Source organism: Comamonas sp. A23 (assembly GCF_004522605.1).
Classification (GTDB): domain Bacteria; phylum Pseudomonadota; class Gammaproteobacteria; order Burkholderiales; family Burkholderiaceae_C; genus Comamonas; species Comamonas thiooxydans.
In genome coordinates this window covers 1-16,000 of the sequence record NZ_RSDT01000019.1, presented here as the reverse complement: position 1 = coordinate 16,000, position 16,000 = coordinate 1, and the positions used below count along the sequence as shown (strand labels likewise).

At 57.1% G+C, this 16,000-nt stretch carries 13 protein-coding genes and 2 pseudogenes; 11 read left to right on the top strand and 4 right to left on the bottom strand.

The window, feature by feature from the left end:
* Positions 1-346 precede the first annotated feature (346 nt).
* Both EIC84_RS26105 and EIC84_RS24450 read left to right on the top strand, forming a co-directional pair.
* Complete coding sequence (locus EIC84_RS26105; RefSeq protein ID WP_167599012.1) at positions 347-502, top strand: hypothetical protein; 156 nt, start codon at positions 347-349, stop codon at positions 500-502.
* Between the two features lie 446 nt (positions 503-948).
* On the top strand, positions 949-2,472 hold the full coding sequence (locus EIC84_RS24450; RefSeq protein ID WP_131361303.1) for a hypothetical protein: 1,524 nt from the start codon (positions 949-951) through the stop codon (positions 2,470-2,472).
* Positions 2,473-2,811: 339 nt separating this feature from the next.
* Here EIC84_RS24450 and corA read toward each other — a convergent pair whose 3' ends face one another.
* From corA to EIC84_RS24435, 3 genes and pseudogenes are all read right to left on the bottom strand, one after another.
* Positions 2,812-3,786: a magnesium/cobalt transporter CorA gene (gene corA, locus EIC84_RS24445; protein WP_003062259.1), complete on the bottom strand. Its 975-nt coding sequence runs from the start codon at positions 3,784-3,786 to the stop codon at positions 2,812-2,814.
* A gap of 441 nt (positions 3,787-4,227) precedes the next feature.
* Positions 4,228-4,614, bottom strand: a pseudogene (locus tag EIC84_RS24440) (tripartite tricarboxylate transporter substrate-binding protein); the annotation flags it as partial.
* Positions 4,615-4,702: 88 nt separating this feature from the next.
* Positions 4,703-5,260 (bottom strand): ureidoglycolate lyase, encoded by a 558-nt coding sequence (locus EIC84_RS24435; protein ID WP_003062254.1) that lies wholly within the window; start codon positions 5,258-5,260, stop codon positions 4,703-4,705.
* Positions 5,261-5,453: 193 nt separating this feature from the next.
* Here EIC84_RS24435 and EIC84_RS24430 point away from each other — a divergent pair, with 193 nt between their 5' ends.
* The 3 genes from EIC84_RS24430 (at position 5,454) to EIC84_RS24420 (ending at position 8,481) form a co-directional block, all read left to right on the top strand.
* Positions 5,454-6,788 carry an MFS transporter gene (locus EIC84_RS24430; protein WP_003062252.1) on the top strand — a complete coding sequence of 445 codons (1,335 nt, stop codon included), beginning with the start codon at positions 5,454-5,456 and terminating at the stop codon, positions 6,786-6,788.
* Positions 6,789-6,914: 126 nt separating this feature from the next.
* Complete coding sequence (locus EIC84_RS24425) at positions 6,915-7,631, top strand: FadR/GntR family transcriptional regulator (protein ID WP_085960368.1); 717 nt, start codon at positions 6,915-6,917, stop codon at positions 7,629-7,631.
* Positions 7,632-7,863: 232 nt separating this feature from the next.
* Positions 7,864-8,481 carry a flavin reductase family protein gene (locus tag EIC84_RS24420; protein WP_003062248.1) on the top strand — a complete coding sequence of 206 codons (618 nt, stop codon included), beginning with the start codon at positions 7,864-7,866 and terminating at the stop codon, positions 8,479-8,481.
* Positions 8,482-9,025: 544 nt separating this feature from the next.
* On the opposite strand, the gene EIC84_RS24415 is transcribed toward EIC84_RS24420, so the two are convergent.
* A complete protein-coding gene (locus EIC84_RS24415) occupies positions 9,026-9,700 on the bottom strand; it encodes a phosphoribosyltransferase (RefSeq protein ID WP_003062246.1) in 675 nt (224 codons plus the stop codon).
* A 184-nt stretch (positions 9,701-9,884) separates the two neighbouring features.
* Between EIC84_RS24415 and EIC84_RS24410 the strand changes: the two genes are divergently transcribed.
* From EIC84_RS24410 to EIC84_RS24385, 6 genes and pseudogenes are all read left to right on the top strand, one after another.
* Positions 9,885-11,051: a fimbrial protein gene (locus tag EIC84_RS24410; RefSeq protein ID WP_134737350.1), complete on the top strand. Its 1,167-nt coding sequence runs from the start codon at positions 9,885-9,887 to the stop codon at positions 11,049-11,051.
* Between the two features lie 964 nt (positions 11,052-12,015).
* Complete coding sequence (locus EIC84_RS24405; RefSeq protein WP_134737349.1) at positions 12,016-13,350, top strand: MFS transporter; 1,335 nt, start codon at positions 12,016-12,018, stop codon at positions 13,348-13,350.
* Positions 13,351-13,394: 44 nt separating this feature from the next.
* Entirely contained in the window at positions 13,395-14,435 is a 1,041-nt protein-coding gene (locus EIC84_RS24400; protein WP_003070712.1) for an aromatic ring-hydroxylating dioxygenase subunit alpha, read from the top strand.
* Positions 14,432-15,403, top strand: coding sequence for a PDR/VanB family oxidoreductase (locus EIC84_RS24395; RefSeq protein WP_034363436.1), 972 nt, complete (start codon positions 14,432-14,434; stop codon positions 15,401-15,403). Before EIC84_RS24400 ends, EIC84_RS24395 begins: the two co-directional genes overlap by 4 nt.
* A gap of 18 nt (positions 15,404-15,421) precedes the next feature.
* Positions 15,422-15,820 (top strand): protocatechuate 4,5-dioxygenase subunit alpha, encoded by a 399-nt coding sequence (gene ligA, locus EIC84_RS24390; RefSeq protein WP_003070718.1) that lies wholly within the window; start codon positions 15,422-15,424, stop codon positions 15,818-15,820.
* A pseudogene (locus tag EIC84_RS24385) lies at positions 15,820-16,000 on the top strand (protocatechuate 3,4-dioxygenase); the annotation flags it as partial. The gene ligA and the pseudogene EIC84_RS24385, both read left to right, overlap by 1 nt.

The window sequence follows — 16,000 nt, the reverse complement described above, 5'->3', positions numbered from 1 at the left end:
TGGTCAATCCAATATGTGCAACTTCTCGGGCCGCTTGCCCATCATTTGTATAGGCGGTTTGGCCCGTTGCTGTCGTTTGAGTCTCGTCAAGCAAAGTCTGCGGTGCAGCGGTTGCCGCCCATTAGGCTCCCGTTATGGATGACTGATTTTGGTCAGGTAGCAGTTGTTCACTAGACCTGATAAAGCAGCTATTTAGAGTTGGACACTATCTAGGAAAGCTTGGGCGATTCACCATTGCAGATGCAGTGAAATGAAAAACTGATGCAAAAAAGATACATAGAAATTTCTTGCATGTGACCGTCACAAAATCAGACTGAAGGCTCCATTTCACTTTTAGGAGCTTTCAATGAATCGCAACGACGCTAATCACAAGTCCAACCAGCACAACCCTCAGCATCCTGCTTGGCAGCAGGCTAATGACAATAAGTCGAACCAAAGCAATCCGAACAACCGAGCCTACTGGCAGTCGCGTGGTTTGCAACAGCCATCTAAAAAGAAGTAAGTAAGGAGTACGCTGGCACTGACAAAAAGGTCGGTGCCAGCAATATTTATGATTCCCATCAAACCTATGACTAAAAGCCCTAGAGCTGGAGCCCCACGCAACCCAAAAGGCGTGATCGCAACAATGGAACGGCTGACGGGCATCCGCCCCCTTCCAAACGAGATCCGTGATGTAGCCAATAAGTATCTTCGGAGTGAAGAACTATTTCCCAAGCAACCGAAGGGGGAAATGCAAATGAGTCAAAGCTTGCTAGACCTGGAGCACATAACCTAATACTCAATGCTCTGACGCTGGATGAGATATTTTTAGGAAATACCAAGCTTGTTGTTCGTATCCTTCTCGGCGAAGCATCTGGAGACGAAATTTCAAAGAATTGCCTAGCAGCACGCGAAGACATTGAAAGGCGTGCAAAGGTCTATGGATATTGGCAGCAACGTATTCCGCTCGTGGAACCGACCATCGAGGGTATAGATTTCCGCGAAAAGCGGATTGATGATCTCTTAGCTAAAGCACCACAGCCTAGCGAATGCAAGTTGCCAGCTCCATATGCGTTGCGGGCTATTCGCACGCTGGAAAGAATTGAGGAGCACCCGCGGATACAAGGAATACGTGCTTCAGACCTTGTAGAGCAAGCAGAGGCCTACTTGGCTTTGGATGACTTTGATGAGGCAGCAGCTAGAGCGCGCCGTGCGATCGAGATGGATCCAAACAATGCTCAGGCTTGGTTTATCCGTGTGGTGTCTGCCTTGAAAAGCCGTAACAAGTTTTTGGCAGAAACACAGAGGCACCGCATTGAAGCATCTGAAATTGCAGAGCCTATGTCGGCGCATGAGCGTTCTGCATATGAGGCTGCAGATGACGCCTCCAGCAAGGCTGCAGAAAGCCAAGAAAAGTTAGATGACATAGTTCCTCAAGCGCTATTGAATTGGCCAAAAAATCAATGGGGTGGCTATGAGCACCATGTGTGGCGTCAGAAGCTATTGCTTCTGATGTTGAGCCAAGCATTTCGTCAGGTGTGCTTGAGTGGCTATCCTGGTTCTTCTAAGCATGCGTTTGAGCTGAATGGCTTCGCCCCTGAATGGGCGCTCAAGTTAAACGTGCTTGAGTGGAGGCACTTGCAGGGCGATTCTGTAGCGGGGCTTCCGTTGAATCAATCGGAGATTGAAGCGGTCGAACTCATTTTTTCAGAGCATGATCGCTTCGGTTTGAGTATCTTTCCATGGGGTGGCGTCGATATCTATGCCGCAGAAATGCAGCTTATACATCTTCGTTGGATCTTGGGTAATAAAGGATACGAGCAACACTGGCATAGCTTATCGACTGAACAAGCAAGGATGGATCCAGAGCGCTTCTCTCAAACTCTTCTTTGTCACCCAACCCTTTCGCCAATCTGGTTTGCGCATACCGCACGTCATGGTGGGATAGAAGCCGTACAGGCAGCGCTCGACAAATGGAAGGCCAGTGTCAGCCGTGAGGCTCAGAAACAGTCCATTGAGAGTTCGCTAGGCATACATGTGATGGCATTTCATTACCAGTTTGCACGTGCAGATTATGTCGGGTGTATCGAAACAAGTGGTGTAGCACAGTCGCTTTTGACGGATTCACTGATCCATGCGACGTCCTTCCCCCATCCTTTTGAGTCAGCGGTGACGGTTCCTGCGGGTCACTGCTTGTATTGGCAATATTTGGCTGCACTAGCTGCTGTGATGATGCGTTCTAGTGGTCAAAGGATCTCTCCAAAAGCAAAAGCCATTCTGGATCGTGCAGAAGTATGGCAGAAGGCATTTCAAAAGATTGAGGAATGCTTTTGGACTGAGTCTGAAGAGTATGAATGGGGTGGGGGCGAGGACTTTTTGCTTCCACCGTATGGCATTGATTTGCGGGAGTGTGAGCACTGGGTGCAACCGATTCGAGAACGAGACCGCTCTTTTACCACCTTCAGTGTTGTCGTTTCGGATACAGATCACTAGCCAGTGAATCGACCAGAGTTTTGTAGAGAGAAGACTCAACTCAATGACTGCTCTGAACATCAGCAGTCATTGACATTTCTGACTTGAGCGACAGCAACCAGCCTAAAGCAATCAGCACTGGAAATATCCACAAAGGCTGTTCCAAGCCATCCCCCCAATGGCCAACCTCATCAAACCGCGACGACATAACGGGGACAATGGGCTTTAGCTGCGCAGCTTGTGCGACGAGAGTTGTTGGAAATGTCTGGGCAGAGCGATTGGCGCCGCTGCGGCTCGGTCATGGTTTCTTGCGGATGACTGCATCCTAAAGGATGTACCCGGTACGGATCCAAGCTGGTGTCATAGCCAGCCGGCCCGGCGAAAGCGGTAGTAGACATAGCTGCACACGCAGACAATCAGCAGCAGTGCACCGGGGTAGCCATACTGCCACTTCAGCTCTGGCATATGCTCGAAATTCATTCCCCAGATGCCTACAAAGGCGGTACAGATTGCAAAGATGCTTGCCCAGGCCGCCAGTCGTTTGGTGACTTCGCTTTCATCGATTGTGACCAGCGAGAGGTTGACCTGCATCGCAGTTGCTATGGTGTCGCGCATTCCCTCGATGAGACCGTTGATGCGAACCAGATGGTCAGCTACATCGCGAAAGTAGTCCTGCGATCCCGCGCAGACCTGGGGTACACGTCCACCGTGGAGCTTGCTCACGGCCTCCAGCAATGGAGCAACCGCGTGTTTGAGGGTCATGACACGTTGTTTCAGCCCATACAGCTGTTTGATGCTCTCGCGTGCAGCTCGCTGCGTGAAAATCTGTAGCTCGACCGCTTCCAGCTCGGCTTCCAGGGCTTCGATGATGGGGAAGTAGCGGTCAACCACTGCGTCCATCAGCGCATACAAGACAAAGCCTGAGCCGTGTTTAAGTAGTTCGGGCTCTTTCTCGCAGCGATCCCGCACTCCCAGGAAACCCTGTTTGCTGCGATTGCGGACCGACAGAACATAGTTGGAGCCGATGAACACATCCACCTCGCCCAGGTTGAACTGGCCGGGTTGAGCGGTATCAGGCTCCAGAAGATGCATGACTGCGAAGAGGGACTGGCCGTATTCCTCGATCTTGGGCCTTTGGTGCCCGTGGCTGGCATCCTCCACGGCGAGTTCGTGCAGGTTGAACTCTGCACGCATTTCGTCCAGCTCAGCCGACGTCGCATCGGACAAGGCCACCCAGACAAAGCAGTCGGGCCTTGCGATGTACTCGCTGATATCGGCGACAGCAATATCTGCCAGCTTGGATCCCTTTTCGTAGGCCACGCAATTGATCAGCATCGAGATCCTCTTCCACAATCGAAAGGCTCAATGGTGCCATGCCTCTATCGCGGCAGAGGCCACCGATAGACAGACAATGCCTGGACTTGGGAGAGATGGACAACTGTTGCTCAACGTCCTTTCTTCCACTGGTGCTGTTGTGACTGCAAAACTGGCTGCTTGCCGGGAGCGGGGTCGAGCCGCCAGAGCCAGGTGAACTGACGCTTGGAGTAGGCGCCCTGCAGGCCATTGTCGGGTGTGGATTCAGCTGGGCAGCAGTTGCTTGAAGGACTGCTGTCGGAGGCAGCGACGAAATGGTGCTCTCGGTCAGGAGCAGACGCTGACAACCTGCCGACAGGTGACTGTATTAGGCTGGTTGGCGGCATCCCGTTGTATTGGACCGATGGCAGCTGCCACCTTTACCAGTCATTGGACTTTCCCTTCGACCGCCAGCGGCTGTCGTCAGTTGACCTGCATCTGGGCCTTGCGTGCCACATCGCCCAGTCGTTTGTATTCGGACTGTGTCAGTGCTTCGAAGGCTTGTGCCGCAGACCCCTTGGGGGTGAATCCGGCCTGCACCAGCTTGTCCTTGACGGCGGGATCGCTCAGGGCCTGGTTGATGGCAGTATTGAGTTTGGCTGTGATGGTGGGGTCGAGCTTGGCTGGGCCATATACGCCGAACCATGGGTCGACTGCGTAGCCTTTGGGACCGCTCTCCGCGATTGTCGGCACATTGGGTAACGATGGACTGCGCTCGCTACCAGCCACGGCCAGTGCTTTGAGCTTGCCTGCCTGGATGTGTGGCAGGGAAGCGGGCAGGTTATCAAACATGGCGGGTAGGTGGCCGCCAAATTAGAAGTCGACACGACCCCATTACCGGCCCTGATCCATGCACCAACACATGTGCATCGTGATTGCGTCTTCAAACTCCGGGGCTTTAGCCGGCGTCCGGCAGCTCCAGCAACACGCCGCTGCCGTCGCCAATGGCCACCACATCGCAGTTGTGGCCGGGACCGCCGCGGTCCACAACGAGAAAACGTGCAGGGGCCTGTAGGGCAATCAGGGAGTGATGCCAAACGCCGCGGTGGTAGTTCACCCCCTGGCGGCCATTAGTCACGAAGGCCTGCAGGTCGCAGGGTTGCACGCTTTCGCCCGCAGCCGCGACAACGACGACGAAAGGGGTCTCCTGCAATGGCACGAAGGCCTGGCTGCCCAGCGGGTGGCGTTCCATTTCCTCCAGCCGCAGCGGCAACTCGTAAGGCAGGGCGTGGAACAGGTTGATCAGCGCATGGCCTTCTGCGCCACCGGCGTCCACCTGCGCCAGCGCGTGGTAGCGCTCGGTCATGCCGTGGTTGATCTGCAAAGGGGCATGTCCCGCGCTTTCGATCACGTCACCAAAGCGGGCAAAGGCTTCGGCAGTCAGGGGCTGAATGCTTAGGCGGTGGAGGACAGGGGCGCCGCAGGAGGCGGGTGTGGTTGCCAGGACAGTGGTCATAAAAGGTTGTTGCTTGAATTGGTCTAACTGGTAATACCAGTATGTTTTGCCTCAGCGACTTTGTCAAATTGCAAATTTAAAGAGTGGCTAGGGTAATTGCGAGTGCGCAATGTCTTGATCTTGATTATGGTTGCGATCGTTAATTCATACCGGTAATACCAGTTGCAAAAACCACCGCCAACAAGGATCCAAGATGTCATCCCTTTCCTCCACCCCTGACGCTGCCGCACCGGCAGCCACGCTTGCCGGCGAAACCGCCGCAGAGGCCGCGGTCTACCGCAAGGTCGCCTGGCGTCTGCTTCCCTTCATCATGGCCTGCTATGTGGCGGCCTACCTGGACCGGGTCAACGTAGGCTTTGCCAAGCTGCACATGCTGGCGGATCTGCAGTTCAGCGAGGCCATGTACGGCCTCGGTGCGGGGCTGTTTTTCATCGGCTACTTCTTCTTCGAAGTGCCGAGCAACATGCTCATGCACCGCATAGGTGCCAAGGCTACGATTGCCCGCATCATGATCATGTGGAGCCTGATCTCGGCAGCCATGATGTTCGTGACCACGCCCACGCAGTTCTATGTGCTGCGCTTCCTGCTGGGCGCGGCCGAGGCGGGCTTCTACCCCGGCATGATCCTGTACATGACCTACTGGTTCCCGTCGTACCGGCGTGCGCGCATGGTGGCGTTGTTCATGTGCGCGATCCCGGTCTCGGGCATTCTGGGCGGGCCGCTGTCGGGCGGCATCATGGACCTGATGCAGGGCGTGGCCGGCCTGCGTGGCTGGCAGTGGCTGTTCCTGATCGAGGCCATACCCTCCCTGCTGCTGGGCATTGCCGTGCTCTGGTATCTGGACAACAACATCCGCAGCGCGCGCTGGCTCAGCGAATCGGAAAAGACACTGCTCGAGCGCAACATCGCCCGCGAGAACGCCAGCAAGGCAGACAGCCACATGACGCTGCGCGCGCTGTTCGCCGATCCGCGCATCATCAAGATGGCCATGATCTGCTTTTGCACGGTGATGGGCCAGTACGGCCTAACCTTCTGGCTGCCCTCGCTGATCCGCCAGTCAGGCGTGGAAGGCGCTTTCCAGATCGGCCTGCTGACGGCCGTACCGTTCTCGGTGGCCGTGGTGTCCATGAACCTGGTCAGCCGCAGCTCGGACCGCATGCGCGAGCGCCGCTGGCACCTGATCGTGCCGTTCTGCGTGGGGGCCGCGGGGCTGATGCTGTCGGCCGTCTTCAGCGGCAACGTCTATCTGTCACTGGCCGCCCTGGCGCTGGCTGCAGGCGGCAGCCTCGCAACCTCGCCGCTGTTCTGGAGCCTGCCCACGGCCATTCTGTCCAGCGCAGGGGCAGCGGCAGGCATTGCGCTGATCAATTCCTTCGCCAATCTGGCGGGCTTCATCAGCCCTTACATGATCGGCCTGATCAAGGATGCGACCCAGAGCACCAATGCCGCCATGTTCGTACTGGCCGGCGTGCTGCTGTTCGGTGCCTTTCTGACCTATACCGTGCCGGCTAAGCTGGTCAACAAGTAGCCTCGCATCGCGGCAGTCACCGTCCGGAAGCACTGCCGCAGTGCGGACTGGAACGATGTCAGGGGTGGTGCTCGAAGCGGGATGTGCTGAGCAGTCGTTAAGATGGAGCGCATCCCCCTTTTTGCGATGAACGATCTCCCCCGAATGGAACCCTCTGTCTCCCCCAATGTCGCCGTTGCCAGCCAGGCCGCCCGTTTGATCCGGGACTGGATCGAAGCCGGCACCTATCCGGTGGGCTCATTGCTGCCCTCGCAGCGCGATCTGTCGGAACAACTGGGCATCAGCCGGACGTCATTGCGCGAGGCCTTGTCCACGCTACAGGGGCTGGGGTTGGTCGTGGCGCGGCCCGGCAAGGGCATGTATGTCACCGAGGCGTCCGAGGCGCCAGCCAGCGAGGCCTGGCGCTTTGCCGATTCGCATGCGCTCACCGATGTCTATCAGCTACGCTATGCGCTGGAAGGCTTTGCGGCGCGCCTTGCGGCCCTGGTGGTACAGCCCGAGGACCTGACGCTGATGCGGGCCAACCTGCAGGGCATGCAGCAATGCATAGAGGCCTCGGACTTCCTGCAAGCCAGTCGTCTGGATTTCGATTTCCACATGCAGATCGCCACCATCTCGGGCAATCACGCGATTGCCGACGTTTTGCGCGGCAGCGGCGAAGTCATGCAGGAGAGCCAGCGCCTGCCGTTCTACAAGCGCGGCGCGCGCCACGCCACCTGCGAGGAGCATGCGGCCATCATCGACGGCCTTGCACAGGGCCGGCCGGAGTTGGCGCAGCAGGCCATGTCAGCGCACATCGTGCAGGCTGCCCAGCGTGCTGGCGTGCACTTTCCAACCGGCTAGGAGCTGATCTCCCGATTCAAAGGACGGCTTTTTTACGCAAAATCAGACGCTCATCGTTTGTGCTGAGGCGTGAGCACATGACCAGTGCGAGACGGCTATAGCGACGGGTTGGGCCTCAGGCTTGGTAGAGTCCCCAGCAGCCAGACTTCCCCGGCACGCCGTTAGATTCGCACTATCTTCCATGAATGCAGTTGAGCACTTCCCGACAGGGCTGACGCTAGAACCACCAGCGATGAAAACTGACTCGCATACCTATGAGCCCCGCAAAGGGCACGGACTTCCGCATGATCCCTTCAACGCCATCGTCGGCCCGCGGCCCATTGGATGGATTTCGAGCAGGAGCGCGAGCGGACAGGTCAATCTGGCACCCTACAGCTTCTTTAACGCCTTCAACTACGTCCCTCCCATCATCGGCTTCTCCAGCATCGGCTGGAAAGACACAGTGCGCAACATCCAGGAGACTGGCGAGTTCGCATGGAATCTGGCCACGCGTGAGCTAGCCGATGCCATGAACCAGACCTGTGCCGCCGTCCCTGCGGAGGTGGATGAGTTCGAGCTGGCAGGTCTAGAAGCCGTGGATTCGGAGTTGATACGGGTACCCAGAGTCGCACAGAGCCCGGTGACCTTTGAATGCCGATTGACCGACATCCACCAGTTGCGTACCGCTAGCCATGAGTCGATTCCGTCTTGGCTCGTGCTTGGAGAGGTGGTAAAGGTCTACATCGATCATCGGCTGCTCAAGGACGGAGTGTTCGACACGGCCAGTTCCGGGGTGATTCTCCGCGCGGGAGGCCCAGCAGACTATTTCTCGATTGGCGATGAGCAGAAGTTCCGCATGTATCGTCCCTAGTAGCAGATGGCATCAGCCTGCCCTCGCAAGCTCAGATTGAGCCCAATATCGGGCTTGGGTGTCTGCAATGTGGCCGACACCGTGAGTTCAGGACTTCGCTACGACAGGCAAGAACCGCTGCACATCAGACATTGCCGTGGAAGCTCGAACGAGAGTAACGGGTCGACACAAGCCTCTCAGGGCAAGCAGAAGCCGTCCTTCGTTTAGGTAAGCGGCGAATCACACAAACGCATGACCGGTCCTGAGGGTGAAGCGGCCCTTCGAGGCAGGCGGCGTTCTATGACTTGTGTTGGTGATTGCTGCCGTTCAGGCGCAGGGCCGTGGATGGCTCAGATCAGCCTGAAGCAGTCAACTGAGGGCGTGCCTTCAAGAACAGCATCTGGCCGGGAATGCTAGCTCGCCCCAGCGCCACATTGCAGGCTTTGAGGGCGGCAGGTCTCCGTCTGCTCAGAGATCTCGCGTGCATCGTCAACCCTGATGTTCAGGTACCTCGGTGTCGACTCCGGTTTGGAGTGGCCGGGCAGCAGCTGCACAGCACACCGGGCTATTGCGCAGCATCACGCAGTTCCCTGAGCCAGGCCTCGTTCAGCAAGGACTTCACCTCCTGATCCGTGGTCTGAGAGAAGTTGCGGTACCACTGACCAACGGAAAGAAAGGGCGCTGGAGTAAGCAGGCAGATCATTTGATCGACCAGAGGGCGTAGCATCGCCAGCGTCTCCACGGGTGCGACAGGTATGGCGACTGCGATGTGCGCTGGGGCCTGCTGACGTACCGCAGCAATCGCCGCGCGCATGGTGGCGCCGGTCGCCAGTCCGTCATCGACCAGTAGCACCCGTTGCCCGGCCACGGCCGGCGCGGGGCGTTGGCCCCGATAGGCGAGGTCACGGCGCTGCAGCTCCAGAACTTCCTCTTGCGTGACTGCGTCGATGGCCGCTGGGGGAATGTTCAGGCCACGGATGAGATCATCGTTCAACACCCGCACGCCGCCGCTGGCAATGGCGCCCATCGCCATCTCCTTATGGCCGGGCGTGCCTAGTTTGCGCACCAGCATCAAATCCAGCCGCAGGGCCAGTGCGCTGGCAATTTCATAGGCGACCGGTACGCCGCCCCGTGGCAAGGCCAGCACGAGCACATCGGCTTGCTCACGCCACGCCGTCAACACCGCAGCCAGGGCCTGGCCGGCCTCCGCCCGGTCACGAAACGAAGCATCCGATTTCATGTCTTCGGCTCCTCAGCACCCACAGCCTTACTATGCGCCTGATTTGTGCGCCTCGGGCGACTGCTCCAGGCAATCCCCACCTATGACCTGCTTCACCAAGCCGCGACTGCAGCGCCAAGACATTGGGCTTTAGCTGCGCAGTCTGCGCCCGAGCCTTGCTGGAAATGCTTGGACGGAGTGACCGGTGCTTGAATTGGACAAGGCTGCCCAGGGTGTACCCAAACGCCAAGCTTTTGAGAATATTCCTAGAAATCGCCATCTGAACCACAAATACCATCTCAGAAGAGTATTTTTGGAATCTAAATTGGAATATCAACGATATCAAAAACGTAGATTGATGCCAGTCATTTTGCGATTCTTGTTCACCTCGTTTCTGGTGGCTGCACCAATGGCGGTAAAGGCTGAAGACGTCTGTACTATCAAGCTGGAAGACGGACGGATCATTCCATCCGCTGACCTGTCGGTGCCAGCATGGGAGACGGGGAGTTTTAATCCGTTGGTTGAAGTGGGAACAGTCCTTCAGTTGAAGCAAATCCAGGCCTCAGGCCCGAGCGCGAGCATGGAGTGCGACTGGACAATGGGTACGACGGTCTACACTGTGAAGACTGGTAGCGAGGCCAGCTGGTATGGAACCTTCAAGACTCCTATTGCTGGCGTGGGGATCCGAATCAGGACTGTTGGCGTTGGGAATTGGTGGCCTCACACATGGTTTGACAACCGTATGAGGGCTTCTTTGAAGTCAACTGAAAACCTTATTGTGGAATTGGTGAAAACGGGGCCAATCACGGCAGGGGGATATATCACCGGACAAATCGGTGAATTCAGACATGTCGACCATCAACGTACCTATAGAAGAATCATTTTAGAAGGAAGCGGCATCGCGGTTGAACCTAATGTGCCGACATGCAAGCTAGATACTCCGCTGGTTCCTGTGTATCTCGAGAGTGCCAGTGTCTCCGACCTGATGGATGGCGGCAAAGGGCCATGGAAGGATTTCAATCTGAGCCTTACATGCTTCGCGGGCCAGATCGGGGCAACCACAAGAGTATTCATTGTAATTTCGGATTCGCACAACCCGGCGAATCGATCAACGACGCTGTCCCTTTCCAGGGATTCGGTGGCCAAAAACGTGGGTATCGAGATTCAACGAGAAAATGAACAGCTAGTGAGTTTCGGGCCCGAAACGGGAGACGTCAATCAGTGGATGGTGGGCGAAATTGGTGAAAATAATATGGCGGTGACGCCGTTGAATATCAAACTGAAGGCCCGTTATACCTCGACGTCGCGCGTACAGGAGCCGACGCCTGGCAGCGCGAATGCAGATGCTACCTTTGTCATAAGCTACAAATAAGAAGATTGAGATCAGGAAAGTGCCCGTCCTCCATGATGGAGGCGGGCACTTTTTTGTATTTGAGGTGCAGCAGCTCAAATCGCTACAGCCTGGTGTGCCCGGTGCAAGCAGCAAGCATGCACCGAAGAGTTCGATGGCTGTCGAACCGGGGTTGCAAGGATTACGCACTTCCTGGATATCTTGTCGATCCTGCTCTTCAAGGCCGTGAATATTCCAAATCAGGGGAGGGCGAACCTGATCAAGCTGGTGACATGGCCTGTGTCGCAGTGCGGCCCGCCAAGCATGGCGCGGCCTCATGATGTTCGAGAGATGCCTGGATGTGATTGCAGCCGTTGAAGGCTTGCCGAGGGCAGACACGCAAGCGACCGGTGAAGCTGCATGCGGACAAGAGGCCATGTGCGGGCGCTGGCCTTAATTGACCATCATTCCGATACGCACTGACCGGCTTGCTTGTACTGACCACCGGCAACAACCGACCCGTTGCTGTCGTTCGAGCTGCCACCGGCAATGTCTGATGTGCAGCGATTGCTGCCGATCCTAGACGAGACTTCGACGACTGCTTTGGGGCCAGAAGCTGACGCCTATTCCAGGGCAGTATCGGAGACAGTAGCTGACACTCGACAGCGATGCGGAATTACTCCTGGTCGTGCATGGTGTTATTTGCACCGTCCTATGTTGAAGTGGAAGCTAGGCAATCGACCATGCCCACGGATTGATGGGCTATCTCACTACCTTCCGTCTGATCTTCTGAGCGGGTAAGAAAAGTCATCATTAAAACGCATAGCTGACCGCAATGTGTGCATTGGCGTTGATGGACTCCGATGGAGATACTTTTCAGGCGAGCCTCACCACGCTGTTTTAGCAAATTTGGCAGTGTGGCTCTAAATAAAAAGCTGGTTAATGCAGCGCTATAGATGCGTGCATAACAAAGCTCCGGAGACAACCTGTTCCTGTAAGGACCTGTATGAAAGACATTCGCAAGACGATGGACGAAGGCTCCATGACGTCATTTCAATGGCTGGCCGTCGGCATATGCATTTTGCTCATCATGCTCGATGGCTTCGATGTGCTCGTGATGGCCTTTACTGCGTCATCGGTTGCGGCCGAATGGAAGCTCAATGGAGCTCAGTTGGGCGTGTTGTTCAGTGCCGGGCTGATTGGTATGGCCATTGGATCGCTGTTTGTCGCTCCCGTAGCCGATAGACGCGGTCGCCAGCCTGTCATCGTGCTGTGCCTCGTCGTGGTTTCGGCAGGCATGCTGATGTCAGCCATGGCCCGAAGTTATATCGAGCTGGCTGCCCTGCGAGCCATCACCGGCGTCGGCATCGGTGGCATGCTGGCTAGCGTGGGGGTCATTACTTCCGAGTTTTCGTCCCAAAAGTGGCGCAGCACTGCCATTGCGCTGCAAGCCACCGGCTATCCCATTGGTGCGACCTTGGGGGGGCTCATGGCCGCCTGGCTGCTGACACATTACGGTTGGCGCTCGGTCTTCGTTTTTGGCGGCCTGACGACAGCTCTGATGCTTCCCATTGTTTTGTGGCGTTTGCCCGAGTCGGTGGACTTCTTGCTTGGCCGTCGCCCGGTTCACGCGCTGGAGAAGCTCAATCGTTTGATGGCGCTCATGGGCCATGCACCGCTGTCGCAATTGCCCGCTCCGGTTGCCGGCGAGGCCGTTCAAGGCAATACGGTTGCTGCGCTGTTCAAAAATGGTTTGGCACGTCCTACCCTGATGCTGTGGGCAGGCTTTTTCCTGCTCATGTTCAGTGTCTATTTCTCCCTGAGCTGGACGCCAAAGCTGCTGGTGCAAGCCGGCTTGTCGGCCCAGCAGGGGGTGACAGGCGGGGTTCTGCTCAATCTTGGCGGCATTGCTGGCGGCAGCTTGTTCGGTCTGCTGGCTGTGAAGGCGAAGTTGCGCAATCTGGCCATTGGCAGCCTGCTGCTCAATGCGCTGTTTACAGCCTTGTTCGGCCTGGCTTCGACCAGCTTGGGTTGGGCATTTGCGGCTGCGGTCGGTGTGGGCGTTTTTCTGTTTGCCTCCATGGCTGGCCTCTATGGCCTGGTACCCGCCACCTATCCCGCTCAAGTGCGAGCCACAGGCATGGGTTGGGCGATTGGCATTGGTCGTATTGGCGCCATTGTTGCACCCACGATGGCCGGTCTTTTGCTTGATGGAGGCTGGCAGCCGGCCTCGCTGTATTACGTATTCGCTCTCCCCTTGGTTGTCGCCGCGCTTGCAGTCATGGCCACAGGCGCAGGCCGGAGCGCTGTTGTTCGCGGTTCAGTCGCCGCTGCGCATTGATTTCCAACGAGCGTGTTTCCCCACTCTTTGACAACTATCCCGTTATGTTTTTGCTGAACACCTGGTATGTCGCCTGCAAGGCCGATGAAATCCCGCAAGACAAGCCCTTGGGCCGTACCATCTGCAATGAGCGCATGGCTTTTTACCGAGGCCCGCAGGGTGTTGCTGCCGTTGAAGACTTTTGCCCTCATCGCGGTGCACCTCTATCGCTAGGCTTTGTTTGCGAAGGAAAGCTGATCTGTGGCTACCATGGACTGGAGATGGGCTGCGAGGGCAAGACCATTGCCATGCCCGGCCAACGCGTACGCGGGTTTCCGGAAATCCGCAGCTTTCCTGTCGTGGAGCGCTATGGCTTTGTGTGGGTCTGGCCGGGCCGCAAGGAGGAGGCCGACCCCGGATTGATTCCCGAGCTGCACTGGGCGGACAATCCGCAATGGGCCTATGGCGGCGGCTATTACCACATCAAGGCAAGTCATCTGCTCATGATAGACAACCTCATGGATCTGACCCATGAGACCTATGTGCATGCCAGCTCCATCGGGCAAAAGGAAATCGACGAGACGCCTTGTACGACCAAAGTCGAGGGCGACCATGTCACCACCAGCCGCTTCATGGAGGGCTTGCCTGAGGCACCTCCGTTCTGGCGCATGGCATTGCGTGGCAACGGCCTGCCCGATGACCAGCCTGTGGATCGTTGGCAGATATGCCATTTCGAGCCGCCCAGCCATGTGATGATCGAGGTGGGGGTGGCTCTGGCTGGGCATGGCGGTCATGGTGCCCCGTCAGACAAGAAGGTTTCTTCGATTGTTGTGGACTTCATTACCCCGGAGACCGAAACCACGCACCATTATTTCTGGGGTATGGCGCGCCAGTTCAAGCCACAGGATGCGGCATTGACAGCCTCCATCCGCGAGGGGCAGGGCAAGGTCTTCAGCGAGGACACCGAGGTGCTGGAGCTGCAGCAGCAGAACCTGCTTCGCTGGCCTGAGCGTAAGCTGCTGATGCTCAATATCGATGCAGGAGGTGTTCAGTCGCGCCGCGTCATTGAGCGCTTGCTGGCGCGTGAGCGTACGGAGGCTGCATGACCGTCGGCAGTTCTTTGCAGGTTCGAGTCGCGAGGCGTACTCTAGAGGCACAGGACATCTGTGGCCTTGAGCTGGTGGCTATCGATGGCGGTACCTTGCCGTCTTTTGCGGCTGGATCACATATAGACGTGCACCTTCCCGGCGGAATCGTTCGTCAATATTCGCTGTGCAATGATCCTTCGGAAGGTCATCGTTACCAGATCGCCGTGTTGCGCGATCCAGCCTCACGTGGAGGCTCATCGGCTGTGCACGAACTTGTGGCCGAAGGCGATGTGCTGCAGATCAGTGCGCCTCGAAATCATTTCGCGCTGGAATCTGATGCGCCGCACCACTTGCTCCTGGCCGGTGGCATAGGCGTGACGCCCATCCTGTGCATGGCGGAGCGACTTTCGGTACTTGGCGCCTCCTTTCGCATGCACTACAGCGGCCGTTCTAGGCAGCGCATGGCTTTTCAGCAGCGTATTGCGGCTTCTGCCTTCGCTGATCGGGTGCAACTGCACTTTGACGATGGCGATGCTTCGCAGCGTCTGTGCATCGAGGCCGTGCTTACGGATGCTTTGCCAGACACGCATTTATACGTGTGCGGCCCTCAGGGCTTTATCGACGCAGTGTTGGAGACGGCGCGCAAGCAGCGCTGGAGCGAGAAACGATTGCATTGGGAGTTTTTTGCGGCCGCCAATGCTGGCCCGCGCGGCGAAGACACTGCTTTCGAGGTGCAGCTCGCGAGCTCGGGACGCGTCGTGCCCGTCGCTGCGGGACAGAGTGTGACGCAGGCGCTGCTGGAGGCGGGCGTGGAGGTCATGGTTTCATGTGAGCAGGGGGTCTGCGGAACCTGCCTGACCCGTGTTCTGTCGGGGCAGGTTGACCACCGAGATGCCTACTTGACGGATGAGGAACAAGCGGCCAACGATCAGTTCACCCCTTGCTGCTCAAGGGCTCACTGTGAACGACTGGTACTGGATCTTTGAGTCCGCAGGGACGTTTTTATGGCATTGAACAAACCTTATCTTGATGTGCCTGGGACCACGGTGTTTGACGCCGAGCAGTCCCGCAAGGGCTATTGGCTCAACCAGTTCTGCATGAGTCTGATGAAGGCCGAGAACCGCGAGCGCTTCCGCGCCAACGAGCGTGCTTATCTCGACGAGTGGGCGATGACCGAGGAGCAGAAGCAGGCCGTGTTGGCGCGCGACCTCAATCGCTGCATCGCGCTGGGCGGGAATATTTACTTCCTGGTAAAGATAGGCGCCACCGACGGCATCAGCGTGCAGAACATGGTATCGACCATGACGGGCATGAGCGAAGAAGACTACCGCCAGATGATGCTTGCAGGTGGGCGCGGCATAGAGGGCAACAGATTCCTGCATGAAACAGGGAGGCAAGCCTGATGGCACGCATCACCGCATCCGTTTTTACCTCGCATGTGCCTGCCATCGGCGCTGCCATGGACATGGGCAAGACCCAGGAAGCCTACTGGGCGCCCCTGTTCAAGGGTTATGACTTCTCGCGCCAGTGGATGAAGGACAACAAGCCCGATGTGATCTTCCTGGTCTACAACGACCACGCCA